Source organism: Rhizobium sp. C104 (assembly GCF_022354505.1).
GTDB lineage: Bacteria > Pseudomonadota > Alphaproteobacteria > Rhizobiales > Rhizobiaceae > Rhizobium > Rhizobium redzepovicii.
In genome coordinates this window covers 1,310,674-1,324,419 of record NZ_CP092348.1, presented here as the reverse complement: position 1 = coordinate 1,324,419, position 13,746 = coordinate 1,310,674, and the positions used below count along the sequence as shown (strand labels likewise).

At 63.9% G+C, this 13,746-nt stretch carries 11 protein-coding genes and 2 pseudogenes; 5 read left to right on the top strand and 8 right to left on the bottom strand.

Annotated elements, in window-relative coordinates; translation table 11 throughout:
• Positions 1-66: 66 nt before the first annotated feature.
• The 3 genes and pseudogenes from MF410_RS07705 to MF410_RS07695 all read right to left on the bottom strand — a co-directional run bounded on the left by MF410_RS07705 (position 67) and on the right by MF410_RS07695 (position 3,695).
• A pseudogene (locus tag MF410_RS07705) lies at positions 67-1,922 on the bottom strand (adenylate/guanylate cyclase domain-containing protein).
• 3 nt (positions 1,923-1,925) lie between these two features.
• Positions 1,926-2,444, bottom strand: a complete 519-nt coding sequence (locus MF410_RS07700; RefSeq protein WP_097628842.1) for a FecR domain-containing protein — start codon at positions 2,442-2,444, stop codon at positions 1,926-1,928.
• Positions 2,445-2,549: 105 nt separating this feature from the next.
• Positions 2,550-3,695, bottom strand: a complete 1,146-nt coding sequence (locus MF410_RS07695; RefSeq protein WP_097628841.1) for a citrate synthase — start codon at positions 3,693-3,695, stop codon at positions 2,550-2,552.
• Between the two features lie 83 nt (positions 3,696-3,778).
• Between MF410_RS07695 and MF410_RS07690 the strand changes: the two genes are divergently transcribed.
• Positions 3,779-4,867 (top strand): citrate synthase/methylcitrate synthase, encoded by a 1,089-nt coding sequence (locus tag MF410_RS07690; protein WP_097628840.1) that lies wholly within the window; start codon positions 3,779-3,781, stop codon positions 4,865-4,867.
• Between the two features lie 40 nt (positions 4,868-4,907).
• On the opposite strand, the gene MF410_RS07685 is transcribed toward MF410_RS07690, so the two are convergent.
• From MF410_RS07685 to tpiA, 4 genes are all read right to left on the bottom strand, one after another.
• Entirely contained in the window at positions 4,908-5,378 is a 471-nt protein-coding gene (locus MF410_RS07685) for an SRPBCC family protein (RefSeq protein ID WP_097628940.1), read from the bottom strand.
• 74 nt (positions 5,379-5,452) lie between these two features.
• The gene (locus MF410_RS07680; protein WP_239620301.1) at positions 5,453-7,081 is read right to left on the bottom strand and encodes a CTP synthase; all 1,629 of its coding nucleotides are present in this window, start codon (positions 7,079-7,081) and stop codon (positions 5,453-5,455) included.
• 144 nt (positions 7,082-7,225) lie between these two features.
• The gene (gene secG, locus MF410_RS07675; protein WP_239620298.1) at positions 7,226-7,735 is read right to left on the bottom strand and encodes a preprotein translocase subunit SecG; all 510 of its coding nucleotides are present in this window, start codon (positions 7,733-7,735) and stop codon (positions 7,226-7,228) included.
• Positions 7,736-7,866: 131 nt separating this feature from the next.
• Positions 7,867-8,637, bottom strand: a complete 771-nt coding sequence (gene tpiA, locus MF410_RS07670) for a triose-phosphate isomerase (RefSeq protein WP_239620296.1) — start codon at positions 8,635-8,637, stop codon at positions 7,867-7,869.
• Here tpiA and MF410_RS07665 point away from each other — a divergent pair.
• Positions 8,585-8,809 carry a hypothetical protein gene (locus MF410_RS07665; RefSeq protein ID WP_199788833.1) on the top strand — a complete coding sequence of 75 codons (225 nt, stop codon included), beginning with the start codon at positions 8,585-8,587 and terminating at the stop codon, positions 8,807-8,809. The genes tpiA and MF410_RS07665 overlap by 53 nt on opposite strands.
• A gap of 50 nt (positions 8,810-8,859) precedes the next feature.
• On the opposite strand, the gene MF410_RS07660 is transcribed toward MF410_RS07665, so the two are convergent.
• Positions 8,860-9,759 (bottom strand): phospholipase, encoded by a 900-nt coding sequence (locus tag MF410_RS07660; RefSeq protein ID WP_105006075.1) that lies wholly within the window; start codon positions 9,757-9,759, stop codon positions 8,860-8,862.
• Between the two features lie 219 nt (positions 9,760-9,978).
• Here MF410_RS07660 and parE point away from each other — a divergent pair, with 219 nt between their 5' ends.
• The 3 genes and pseudogenes from parE to MF410_RS07645 all read left to right on the top strand — a co-directional run bounded on the left by parE (position 9,979) and on the right by MF410_RS07645 (position 13,744).
• On the top strand, positions 9,979-12,081 hold the full coding sequence (parE, locus tag MF410_RS07655; protein WP_239620295.1) for a DNA topoisomerase IV subunit B: 2,103 nt from the start codon (positions 9,979-9,981) through the stop codon (positions 12,079-12,081).
• 171 nt (positions 12,082-12,252) lie between these two features.
• Positions 12,253-12,411 (top strand): annotated as a pseudogene (locus MF410_RS07650) (esterase-like activity of phytase family protein); the annotation flags it as partial.
• Positions 12,412-12,526: 115 nt separating this feature from the next.
• Positions 12,527-13,744, top strand: coding sequence for an AI-2E family transporter (locus MF410_RS07645; protein WP_097628834.1), 1,218 nt, complete (start codon positions 12,527-12,529; stop codon positions 13,742-13,744).
• The last annotated feature ends 2 nt before the right edge of the window (positions 13,745-13,746 follow it).

The window sequence follows — 13,746 nt, the reverse complement described above, 5'->3', positions numbered from 1 at the left end:
CTGCGCCATGGCCGGAGCCAGCCGGCGGGGTATTTGCGCCGTTCCTAGCCGCTCCGGCGGCGATTGTCAAAGCGTGCGGCTGCGCCACAGCCAGGTGTCGATATGGCTTGCCCGGCCGCGCAGCGCCGTTTCCAACGGACCCTCCATCCGGCCGACCTGCAGCAGCGCGCTGTCGTGGCCTGCCGCACGGACGATTTCGGCGCTCAGCGCCAGCTCGACGCCATGGAGGGCTGCCACCTCCATCAGCCGGCTGCCGACATTGATGGTGTCGCCCGCTGCCGTGATCTGCTGCCGATCGCCGGTGCCGAGCCGCGAAGCGACGATCGGCCCGCAATGGGCGCCGACCTTGAAGCCGATCTTCTTCTCGGCAAAGCCCGCATGCGCTTGAAGCCAGGCCCGGGTGCGCTCGCACAGGCTGACGGCGCAGGCAGCGGCGCGGGCGGCATCGTCATCGGCAGGCTCCGGCAGGCCGAACAGGATCATCGCCCCGTCGCCCATGAAGCTGGTGATGGCGCCGCCGTGAGCGCGTGCCTCCTCGTCGATCAGTTCGAAGAAGCCGCTGAGCACCTCGCTGACCTTGACCGGCCCAAGCTTTTCGCTGAGGCCGGTGAAACCCGAGAGATCGATGAAGATGACGGCCGCGTTCTGGCGCACCGGCTGGGCAAGGAAATTCGGATCCCGCGCCAGCCACTCGCCAAGGCCCGGCGCTTCGATGCGCTGCAGCCGCGCGCTCTGCTCGGCGAAATGGCGGGCGCGGCCGCGGTCGAGCCAGAGCTCGGCGGCACCGAAAATCAGCGCCGGCGGCAGCGCCGCGGCCATCGGCAGCGCCGCACTCAGCCAGTAGCCATGCGCAAAAGCCGACAGATTGAGCAGCGCCCAGACGATCAGCGTCAGCACGATGATGATATAGCCAGCCGCACTCCGCCGCCAGGCGATCAACGAGACGAACACCAGCGGCAATCCGACGGCCGTGGCGGCATCGATCAGCCTCATCCTGTGATCGCGCACCATGCCGTCGCCGGTGACGAGATGGGTGATCGCCGTCGACATCACCTCGACGCCGGGCATGACCGGATCGAACGGCGTCGGGAAGACGTCACCGCCGCCAGCGACCGTCGAGCCGATGACGACGATCCGTCCTGCGACCGCATCCGCCGAAAGCTTGCCGTCAAGCGCATCGGCGGCGCTGAAGGTGGCGATGCTGCCGCGCCCACCATAGAAGGTCACCGGCAGGCGCTGGCCGATATCGGTGGGAATGCGCAACGCGCCGAGCATGATGGCATCACGTTCGATGGTCGGATCGACGCCGAGCGCCACCGACGCGGCGCGCAGCGGAAAGGCCGGATCCAATCGGTCTGCGCCGCGCGAAATCAGCGGAATGAAGCGCGGCGTGCCGGTTTGGTCGGTTGCCACATTGACGATGCCAACGGCGGCTGCTTCGGCGAAGCGGGCAAGCGGCAGCAGCAGCTGGTTTGCCTCGGGGATAGCGGCAAGCGGATCGTTAGCACCATCGGTAACCTCTTGGCTGCTCCTGGCAAAGGTGGCCGCGGCCGCAATCACGCTTGGGACCTCTGCAAGGGCCGCCGTCAGCGCCGCATCGCCCTCCTCTGGCCCCGGATCGACGAGCAGAATGTCGAGCGCCAGCGCCTTCGGCTTCAAGGCGGTGATCGCGCTGACGAGGCGCGCAAGCGTTGCCCGGTCAAGCGGATAACCATAGGCGGCGGCGGTGCGGTCGTCGATCGCAACGATCGAGACGACGGGAGGCGGTGGCGTCGCCCCGATGACGACGCTGCGGATATCGGCAAGCGATGCCTCCATCCGATCGAGCAGGCCGCTTCCGCCGTTCAGATTGGCATAGCCGAGCGCGGCCCCCAAAAACCGGCGAGCAACAGCGCGATCACCGTTTGCAGGCGATGGTTCATGGATTATTGGCCGAGGCGGGCAAGAAGGGCGGCGGCGCGTGGCGCCGGCCAGCGACGCACGATGAGGGGGGCCGTTCCGCTGCTGACGTCGACGCCCTCGCCCGGCGACAGCACCACCGGATCGCCGGCCGGCCGGCGGACGGCGACGCTGCCTCTGACGACAAGCACCGAAGTCTTGCCACTGGCGACGTCGACAGCCCATTGGGTACCGCGCACGGCAGCGATCGCCTGCGGCGTCACTACCTGGAAACCGCCGACATGCTGACTGCTGTCGACATCGACGAGGATCGCCTTGCGCCGCAGCGATGCCGAATCGGGGCTGCCATCACGGTTGCGGTCGGCAAGGCGGAAGGAAGCACCCGCCTCCGCCGTGATCTTTACCCCGCCGGGACAAGTGAACACCTGGCGGGCGCTGGCGTCGCGCGCGATCGTGCAGCCGGCAGACTGCGCCAAGGCCGTTCCATGCGGAAAAAGGCCGACGGCAAGTGCGGCGGCAAGCAGGCTGCGAAAGGTCGTATGCATGGAAAGCCCCCATGACCGTGCGGACAATATTTTCGAAAGCGCCCGCCAACCGTCTTCTTCCATGTCGGCATGATAGCCGAATTCGGATATTTCTCTAACCAATTCTTAAGGGTTGATGGTGGTTTCGGGCGACGGCCCGGCATAACGGGCCCGCGGCCGGATCAATTCGCCGCTGTCGATCTGCTCCATCGCATGCGCCAGCCAGCCGGTGGAACGGGCAAGCGAGAACATGATGATCGGCGCCTCCCGCGGCAGATCGAAGGCAGCGGCCATCGCGGCAAGCACGAAATCGACGTTGACCTTCTCACCGACCATGTCCTCGCCAGTTTCCCGGATTTCGGCAAACGGCTGCGGCAGGAGAAAGTGCGAAAGCAGCGCCTGAGCCCTGATATCGCCATCCGGATAGAGCGGATGGCCAAAGGCCGACAGGCGATAGCCCTGGGCAAGCGTGCGGCGAACCGCCTGCTCCGCTCCAACAGCTGAAGCCGCCTCGATCAGGGCGTTGACGCCCTGCCAGGCGGCGCCATGCAGAGGTCCGGTCAGCGTCGCAAGGCCGGAAAGCACGGCGGCCGAGAGGGCAGCGCCCGCAGATGCCGTTACCCGTGCCGCGAAGGTCGAGGCGTTGAGTTCGTGATCGGCAAGCAGCACCAGCGCCCGGCGCAGGCAATCGGCGGCATTCGGCCGCTGCCAGCTTTCCGCAAGCCGAAGATGCAGCGGCCTATCCGAAGACCCTGGCGCCAGCGCATCGGCGACCGTGCAGAGCACTCCGCTTGCTTCTCGTCGCAGGGCTGCCTGCGAGCGGCCGAGCGACGGCAGATCCGATGTCACTCGCCCTGCCAGCGCTAGGAATGCAGCCTGAAGCGACGGAGCCGCATGTCCAGCCGCAGTGCGGGAAGCAAGTGCTTCCGCACCGTTCCAGAGCAGTGCCGCCGTCTGTTCGAGCGTCGCCGTCTCGGCGAAATCGGCGGCATCCCGCCCGCGATAGAAAAGCCGTCCGCCGATGATGGTGGAGATCGCCGAGGAGAGCACCGGGTCGCCCCAGCGGATCGTCTCGGCGGCAACCGTTTCGGCTTTACGCCGGCCGGCATGGCGTTCGGCGAGCCGCTGCACGTCGGCAGCCTGGTAGAGGCTGCGTCGTGGGTCGGCGGGATCGGGCTTGGCGCGGATGCGCCCGCGGCTGACATTGGCGTAGAGCGTCTGCGGCTTGGTCTTCAGCGCCTGCAGCGCCTCCTCGGCGGTCAGCCACGGCATTGGAGCCTCATGTTGATCAATAGCGTCAAGATTGACGTCAATGAAACTAGGCCGGATCATCCTGGCGGTAAAGGAGAAACAACATGAAAAATGGCTTGGAAGACGTCATTGCCGCCGAAACGCAGCTCTCGGATGTCGATGGCGAAGCGGGACGGCTGATCATCCGCGGCGTCTCGCTGGACCATCTCGTTGCAGACTGCAGCTATGAGGGTGTCGCCGCATTGCTGCTCGACGGGCTGATGGAGCGAAGCTTCGATCAAGCGCAATTGCGCGAGTGGTTGGCGAATGCGCGAACACGGGTTTTCGACCACGTCGAGGCCGCCGATGCCACCCTGCTGACGCTGCCGCCGGTTGATGCGATGCGGGCGCTGATCGCCCGGCTGCCCGACGGCGAGGATCTCGATACCGCGCTGAGCCTCTTGGCGGCGCCGGCGGTCTTCCTGCCGGCGGTTCTGCGCCTCCAGCGCGGTGAAAGACCGATCGCGCCCGACGCCTCACTGCCGCAAGCGACCGATATCCTGCGCATGCTGACCGGACAATTGCCGCGCAAGGAGCAGACGGCCGCACTCGACGCCTACCTCGTGACCATTTCGGATCACGGCCTCAACGCCTCGACCTTCGCATCGCGCGTCATTGCCTCGACGCAGGCCGGCCTCACCTCTTCAGTCCTAGCCGCGCTGAGCGCCCTGAAAGGGCCGTTGCATGGCGGTGCGCCCGGCCCGGTGCTCGACATGCTGGATTCCGTGGGAATTGCAGAGAATGCCGGCCAATGGCTCGGCGAAGCGCTCGATCGCGGTGAAAGACTTATGGGTTTCGGCCACCGCATCTACCGCGTCCGCGATCCGCGCGCCGATGCGCTGAAGGGCGCACTGAAGCCGCTGATATCAACCGGGCAGGTCGACCCCGCCCGCGGCGCGCTGGCGGAAGCGGTGGAAGCCGCCGCCTTGGCAATCCTGAAGGCGCGTAAGCCGAACCGACCGCTCGACGTCAATGTCGAGTTCTACACTGCGCTGCTGCTCGAAGCGCTCGGCTTCCCGCGTGACGCCTTCACTGGCGTCTTTGCGATCGGCCGCACGGTCGGGTGGTTGGCGCATGCCCGCGAACAGGCGCTCGACGGCCGGCTGATTCGCCCGCGCTCGGTCTATATCGGGCCGCTGCCGGCCGCAGCCTGACGATCAAACTCGGCGGCGGGGCATGCCCGGCCGCCACGCATCAACCGCCAACGAAAGCGGAGAGGTTGCCGAGCGTCAAACGGCAGCCTTCCTCATTGTCTTCAAGGCGAATGCCCGCCGGTATGTCGTCGCAGACCATCGTCACATCGGTGCCGCCATTCACAGGCGACAATGTTGTGCTGACCGTCATCTCGCCGGCAAAGCTGTCGTCGTCGGACTCGAAGGCCGTCGCCCAGACGATCCGTTCGTCGGGCACGAGCCGTGCGAAACGGCCCTCGAACCTGTCGGTCTTGTCGGATGTCTTGCCTGGCTGCGACGTCTCGTTATCGGGATAGACGAGTGACATGCTAAAGGCGCCGCCCTCCCTGCCCTCGAAGGCATGGACGATCCCCCGCATCGAGCCGGGCGGAAGCCAGGTGGCAACCGCCTCGGCATCCAGAAAGGCACGGTAGATACGCTCAGGCGGCGCGGCGATGAAGCGTGAAACGGTCGTGCTGCGTCGGGTGGCCATGCCGGCGATATAGAGCACCATAAGCACTTGCCCAGATCGCGCTTGAAATCGCGCGATCTGGATACCCATCATGGCTAGACGAGGCGGCTCTGTTCCGTCGCCGCTTCGATGAAGCTGGCAAACAGCGGATGCGGGTCGAGCGGCCGGCTCTTCAGTTCCGGGTGGTACTGCACGCCGATGAACCACGGGTGATCGGGATATTCGATCGTCTCCGGCAGCACGCCATCCGGCGACATGCCGGAGAAGACGAGGCCGCAGCTCTCGAGCCGGTCCTTATAGTCGACATTGACCTCGTAGCGGTGGCGATGACGCTCGGAAATGTCGGTCGAGCCGTAGATATCCGAGATCTTCGTGCCCTTCTTCAGCGCCGCCTTGTAGGCGCCGAGGCGCATCGTGCCGCCGAGATCGCCGGCTGCCGTGCGCTTCTGCAGTTCGTTGCCCTTGACCCATTCGGTCATCAGGCCGACCACCGGCTCCTTGGTCGCGCCGAATTCGGTCGAGGAGGCGCCGGACACGTCGGCGAGATTGCGCGCCGCCTCGATGACCGCCATCTGCATGCCGAAGCAGATGCCGAAATACGGCACCTTGCGCTCGCGGGCGAAGCGGGCTGCGTGGATCTTGCCTTCCGAACCGCGTTCGCCGAAGCCGCCGGGCACGAGGATGCCGTGGACCTTTTCGAGATAGGGCGCCGGATCTTCCTTTTCGAAGACCTCGGACTCGATCCATTCGAGCTTGACCTTGACACGATTGGCGATGCCGCCGTGATGCAGCGCCTCGATCAGCGATTTATAAGCGTCCTTGAGGCCGGTATATTTGCCGACGATCGCAATCGTCACCTCTCCCTCCGGCGTGCGGATGCGGTTGCAGACTTCTTCCCAGGGGTCGAGACGCGGCTTCGGCGCCGGCTCGATGCCGAAGGCTGCCAGCACTTCGTCATCAAGGCCTTCCTTGTGGTAGGCAATCGGCACGTCGTAGATATTGGCGACGTCGAGCGCCTGGATGACGGCCGACGGGCGCACGTTGCAGAATAGCGAAAGCTTGCGCCGCTCGGCTTCCGGAATTTCGCGGTCGGCGCGCACCAGCAGGATATCGGGATGAATGCCGAGCGCCTGCAATTCCTTGACCGAATGCTGGGTCGGCTTGGTCTTGAGTTCGCCGGCGGCCGGAATATAGGGCATCAGCGTCAGGTGGACGTAGACGGCGGTGCCGCGCGGCAGGTCATTGCCGAGCTGGCGGATCGCCTCCATGAACGGCATCGCCTCGATGTCGCCGACCGTGCCGCCGATCTCGCAGATGACGAAATCGTAGTCGTCATTGCCCTCGATAACGAAATCCTTGATCTCGTTGGTGACGTGCGGAATGACCTGCACCGTCGCGCCGAGATAGTCGCCGCGCCGTTCCTTGTCGATGATATTCTTGTAGATGCGGCCGGTGGTGATGTTGTCGGTCTTGGTCGCCGAACGCCCCGTGAAGCGTTCGTAGTGACCGAGATCGAGATCGGTTTCCGCGCCATCGTCGGTGACGAAGACCTCGCCGTGCTGGGTCGGGCTCATCGTGCCCGGGTCCACGTTCAGATAGGGGTCGAGCTTGCGAAGCCGAACCCGATATCCACGGGCCTGCAGCAACGCTCCGAGAGCCGCGGCCGCAATTCCTTTTCCGAGAGAGGAAACCACGCCGCCAGTGATGAATACGTATCGCGCCATGGGATTCACCGGATACCTTTTCAAAAACGATTCCACCAGCCCCAAAAATTCTTTTCCGGAACTTTCGGAGCGTGGCGCAGGAATCTGAACAAAAGAAAACCGGCAGACCCTGGGGCCTGCCGGCGGTTTATGTCGAAGCCCGGTTTACTGTCCCGTCGGGACGCCGGAAGGCTGAGCCGGCGCAGGCGTGGCCGGAGCTGCAGGCGCAGTCGTCGCCGGAGCGGTGGCAGCCGGAGCCTGAGTTGCCGGAGCAGTCGTTGCCGGCGCTTGAGCGGCGGGAGCCTGCGGTGCGGGCGTCGCCGCCCCGCTGCTCGGTACGCCGTTGCCGGTCGGCTGACTTGCCGGAGCCTGTGCGCCGCCGCCGAGCGAATCGAGAATGCCGTTGCCCTGGCCGCCTGTTGCCGGAATCCGGTCGAGAATATCGCTCGGACGGCCCTGGTAACGCGTCAGGATGCCGAGGCCGAGCGAGGTCAGGAAGAACAGGGTTGCAAGGATCGCGGTGGTGCGCGTCAGTGCATTGGCCGTGCCGCGGGCCGACATGAAGCCGGAACCGCCGCCGATGCCGAGGCCGCCGCCTTCAGAGCGCTGGATGAGCACGACGCCAACAAGGGCGAGCACGATCATGAGATGGATGACAATCAATACTGTCTGCATGGGTCCAGTCCTGCCCGCCTGGAGACGGACATAAGTAAGAATTCTGGCGGCTCTTTACATGAGGCTTTCATCTATTCCAAGCCCTTCGGCTCGGAATAAACCCGGGAATAAACCCAGGAATAAAAAATGCCTCAGGCGAGCAGCGCCTCATAGGCCCGGTAGATGGCGAGGAAGTCGGCCGCTTTCAAGCTCGCTCCGCCGATCAGCGCGCCGTCGACATTGGCGATGCCCATCAGTTCATGGGCATTGGCCGGCTTGACCGAGCCGCCATAGAGAAGACGCATCTTGCGGCCTTCATCGCCGAAGCGGGCCACAAGCTCTGCCCGCATGAAGGCATGCGCCTTTTCGACATCACCTGATGTCGGCGTCACACCGGTGCCGATCGCCCAGATCGGCTCGTAGGCGATAACGGTATTTTCGGCCGTCGCGCCATCGGGAACGGAGGCGGAAAGCTGGCGTTTGATAACGTCAAGCGCCTGGCCTGTCCGGCGTTCATCCGCCGTCTCGCCGATGCAGATGATCGCCGTCAGCTCTGCGGCGAAGGCCGCCTCCGCCTTGGCGCGCACCAGATGATCCGTTTCGGCATGGTCGGTGCGCCGCTCGGAATGGCCGACGATGACGTAGGTGCCGAAACAATCGGCAATCATCTCCGCCGAGATGTCGCCGGTATGCGCACCCGACGGATTCTGATGGCAGTCCTGAGCGCCAATCGCCAGCGGGCTGTCGGTGCACAGCGCCGTCGCCACGTAGAGCAGCGTCGCCGGCGGGCAGATCAGCGCTTCGACCTTGTCGGCCAGCGGCGAGCGAGCACCCTCGGCGATCGTCTTGATCTGATCCAGGGAGGCACGCATGCCATTCATTTTCCAGTTCCCCGCCACAAGCGGGCGCACATCAGGTGTCATGCTGGCCTTCCACAATCTGCTTATGCCTTGGGCAATATCAAAAGCTTGCAGCAAAGAAAAGCATCATGCCCTTGACGTAAGGGGAATCTCTGCGATCCCGCGCATATTTCTGCCGAATATCGTTCGCTATAGCGCCGCGCGTCTTTTGAGACACGCAAAGGTAGTATTTTGAATTCATGCATCGTGTTTCTAAAAATAGTCTCCGAATTTCCGACCGATGCGCTAGCCGGCAAGAATCCAGTTCACCACCCTGCGCCAGTCGATCATCCGGATCGGTGTCCCATGATTGCCGGTCTGAAACAGCGTGAAACGCGCCGGATATTTTGCCTTGTGCAGGCTTTCGAATAGCGCCTGCTGGTCGGAGGCGGCATAGACCGGGTCGCGGCTGCCATGGGCGAACCAGAGCGGCAGCTTTGCCTTGTAGAAGGCGCTCTTGATGAAATCCGGATCGGTGACCCCGCTCATGATCAGCATGCCCTTCAGCCGCTTGACGCTGTCGCCATCGCGCGCGATGCCCCAGCAGACCTGGCTGCCCATGGAGGCACAGGAAAGGATGATCGGCCGGCCGGGTGATTGCACGCTTGCATAGCGGATCAGGCCGGCGATCGCCGCAACGCCGCTGCTGTCGAAGCTCTTGACGGTCGGCGAATAATAAACGCCGCCATTGCCGGCAACGAGGTTCTTCAGCCGGTTGAAATTGCCGCCGAAGCTGTAGTCGTTGGCGCCGAGCCGCCGGTCGCCGTCGCGCCCATGGATGAAAATCACCGTGAAAGCAGCACTCTGAGCCGGTCCCACCCTGGTGACATCGAGCTTGATGCCGTCGAGAGACAGTGTTTCGTCCGCTTGAGCCTTGCGGATGCCGAGCGCCACATATTTCTGCTGCACCCGTTTTTGCGGGATCTGGTCGCGGCCGTTGATATCGCGCGTCTCGTCATAGTCGATGACCTCGGAGGCGCCGTCATCGCCCGTCTGCAGCACGGTCTGCTTCGAAAACAGATCGTCCTTGAAGGGCGCCAGCACATCGGCTGCCTGTACCGGGCCGACAGCGGACAGCATGGCCGCAGACAAGAAAAACGCCGCAATTGCGGTGATGATGGTGCAATGACTTGTGGACATTCGCATTCGGATGGTTCCTGAAGCCTGCCGCCGCTTGCCATTCCGCGCCCGGCAACGCAAATCATTTGGGAAAAACCCGCCAAAACAGGCGGTGTCGCGTATAGAGGTGCTTTCTGGCAAAATCTGCCTGATTCGCAAACGTGGCATGAAATGCGGTGATTTTGGGTCGGCGGCGGATGCCCGCCCAAGCCAGACCTAAGACAGGATGAAGATCTGAACGGCTCCATGGACGATAGCAACGACCTCTTTTCCGGAATACCCCTCTCTGAAAAACGCGAGGAGGCGCAGAAGCCTGCCGCTCCGGCCGAGCGGCCGCCGGTGACGGCTGCGCCCGTCGCCGCCGCAGCACCCCCTGCTGCTGGAGCCTCAGCGCGTCCGGCGCCCGCCGCCTCGAACTCGGATGATTACGGCGCCTCGTCGATCCGTGTCCTCGAAGGCCTCGAGCCGGTGCGCATGCGTCCTGGCATGTATATCGGCGGCACCGATGAAAAGGCGCTGCATCACCTGTTTGCCGAAGTCATCGACAATGCGATGGACGAGGCGGTCGCCGGGCACGCCAATTTCATCGAGGTCTATCTTGACCTCGAGGGTTATCTCACCGTCTCCGACAACGGCCGCGGCATCCCGGTCGAGAACCATCCGCAGGTGCCGGGCAAGTCGACGCTCGAAGTCATCATGACCAAACTGCATGCCGGCGGCAAATTCGACGGCAAGGCCTACGAGACCTCTGGCGGCCTGCACGGCGTCGGCGTTTCGGTCGTCAACGCGCTTTCCGACGACCTCGAGGTCGAGGTAGCGCGAAACCGCAAGCTCTACCGCCAGCGCTTCTCCCGCGGCCTGCCGCAGGGCGGTCTCGAAGAGTTGGGTGACGTTCACAACCGCCGCGGCACCCGCGTGCGCTTCCATCCCGACCCCCAGATCTTTGGGGATCACATGAAGTTCGATGCCGCCCGGGTCTTCCGCATGGCGCGCTCGAAAGCCTATCTGTTCGGCGGCGTCGAAATCCGCTGGAGCTGTGAGGCGGGCGTGCTGCCCGAAGGCTCCGAGGTCCCTGACAAGGCCGTCTTCCACTTCCCCGGCGGCCTGAAGGACTATCTCCAGGCGACGATGGGCAAGGAGTTCACCGTCACCCGCGAGATCTTTGCCGGCAAGACGGAGAAGGTGAGCGGCCACGGCTCGATGGAATGGGCGATCACCTGGTATGGTGGCGATCCGCAGGTGCATTCCTATTGCAACACCATCCCGACGACCGAAGGCGGCACACATGAAGCGGGGCTGCGCATCGCGCTGACCAAGGGCCTGAAGGCCTATGCCGAGCTGACGCAGAACAAGCGCGCCGCGCAGATCACCACCGACGACGTGATGATCTCGGCGGTCGGCATGCTGTCGGTCTTCATCCGCGAGCCGGAATTCGTCGGCCAGACCAAGGACAGGCTTGCGACCGTCGAGGCCCAGCGCATCGTCGAGAACGCGCTGCGCGATCCCTTCGACCATTACCTTGCCGACAATCCGAACGAGTCGGCCAAGCTGCTCGACTGGGTGATCGAGCGCGCCGAGGAACGCCTGCGCCGCCGCAAGGAAAAGGAAGTCAACCGCAAGACGGCGGTGCGCAAGCTGCGCCTGCCCGGCAAGCTTGCCGACTGCTCGCAGAACACCGCCGTGGGTGCCGAACTCTTCATCGTCGAGGGCGATTCGGCAGGCGGTTCGGCCAAGCAGGCGCGCAACCGCGCCAACCAGGCAATTCTGCCCCTGCGCGGCAAGATCCTCAACGTCGCCAGCGCCGGTCGCGAAAAGCTCGGCGCCAACCAGCAGCTTGCCGATCTGGTTCAGGCGCTCGGCTGCGGCACGCGCTCGAAATACCGCGACGAAGACCTGCGCTACGAGCGCATCATCGTCATGACCGATGCCGACGTCGACGGCGCCCACATCGCCTCGCTGCTCATCACCTTCTTCTATCAGGAGATGCCGGAGCTGGTGCGTGGCGGCCATCTCTTCCTCGCCGTGCCGCCGCTCTACAAAATCACCCAAGGGGCGAAATCCGCCTATGCCCGCGACGACAATCATCGCGCCGAGCTGATGCAGACGGAGTTCAAGGGCAAGGCCAAGGTCGAGATCAGCCGCTTCAAAGGTCTCGGCGAAATGATGCCCGCCCAGCTCAAGGAAACCACCATGGATCCGTCCAAGCGCACCCTGCTCAAGGTGCTGATCGACGAGGTGGATTTCGAAGGCACCCGCGCCGCCGTAGACGATCTGATGGGCACCAAGCCGGAAGCCCGCTTCCGCTTCATCCAGGAACGCGCGGCCTTCGCCGAGAACCTCGATATTTAAAGCATCTGCGGCCCGCGCCGAACTGGAGTAGAGATACCGTTCGGCGCGGCCGCCATTTTAGCATCTGCGATTTCACGGAACTGACGAAGAACCGTAACAACTCCGTAAAACAACCGGCGCATGAAGCGGTCGGCGTGCGGCCTCCCCTTGGGAAGAGCGGCAGCGCCGGTTCGAGCAATCGGCCTCGTCCCCGACAATATCGAGGCCACGTCGCTCGGCAAGGCCAAGGATGGAACCGACGTCTTCATTCTCGGCTCCGACAATAATTTCTCGGCCGCCCAGAAGACGCAGTTCTACGCTTTCAAGATTTTGCGCCGTCCGCAACAGTAAGATATCGGCTCTGACGGCCGAATAGCGACGCTTTGTATACGCTTTCATGGTGCGGACCTTGAAACCGCCGGGTTCATAGCCCATAACCAGAAGACAAGAATAAGAAGAGGCGCGCGTGGGTGTGTTCGACCGTCAGAAAAGCAATCATGAACCACGATGGCTCGGATCATCGGCGCCGACACGCACACCGCTGATTCCTTCCATTTCGGCGGCGCGCTGGCTGTTGGTTCTGATCGTCGCGGCCGGCGTTTACTTCTTCTACGGTTTCCTCGTGCCGGTGCTGGCAGCCCTGGTCATCGGTTTCGCCAGCTGGCCGCTCTACCGCAAGCTTCTTGCCCGCGTCGGCGGCAATACGACGGTCGCCGCGACGATCGCCATCATCATGATCGTCACTTTCCTGGTCATCCCGATCGGGCTTGCGGTCACCTATACGACGGGTGAAGTGCGTACCTGGGTTGCCTGGGCAATCCATGCCAACCGCTCCGGCGCCCCGACACCGGCCTGGATCGTCGCCCTGCCTTGGGCCGGCGCCTATCTCGATGAAGTCTGGACCAAATATATCGGCAGCCCCGGCGCCTTGGGCGAAGTGATACAGGCCGTCAGCGGCGCCAATATCGGCAATATCTACCGTGCCGTGCTTGCGGCCGGCGGCGGTGCATTCCACCTCCTGCTGACACTTCTCTTCATGCTGATCGCGCTGTTCTTCGTCTATCGCGACGGTTTTTCCTTCTCCAAGCAGATCGACATGCTCGGCGAGCGCATCCTGCCGAACCGCTGGGAGCGCATTTCCCGCGTCGTGCCGGCGACGATCAGTTCCACCGTCATGGGCATGACGCTGATTGCGATCGGCGAAGGCATCGTGCTTGGCGTGGCTTACTGGATCGCCGGCGTGCCGTCGCCCGTCACGCTCGGCGTGTTGACGGGCGTGATGGCGCTGATACCGGGCGGTGCGCCGCTTTCCTTCACGCTGGTCTCAATCTATCTCCTGGCAAGCGGCTCGCATGTCGCCGGCATCGGTCTTTTCGTCTGGGGAACGGTCGAGCTCTTCATCGTCGACAAGACGTTGCGGCCGAAGCTCGTCGGCGGTCCGATCAAGCTGCCCTTCCTGCCGACCTTCTTCGGCCTCGTCGGCGGCGTCAAGACGATGGGCTTCCTCGGCCTCTTCATCGGCCCGGTACTGATGGCGCTGATCGTCGCCATCTGGCGCGAATGGATCCACGAGGCCCGCAATGCCGATAAGGGCGAAACGGGACCGCAGATCCTTATCGACGAACAGGCGCCGCCGCCGTCGCCCGGAACGCCGAAAACGCTTCCCCGTATCGCTGAAGGCTGAAC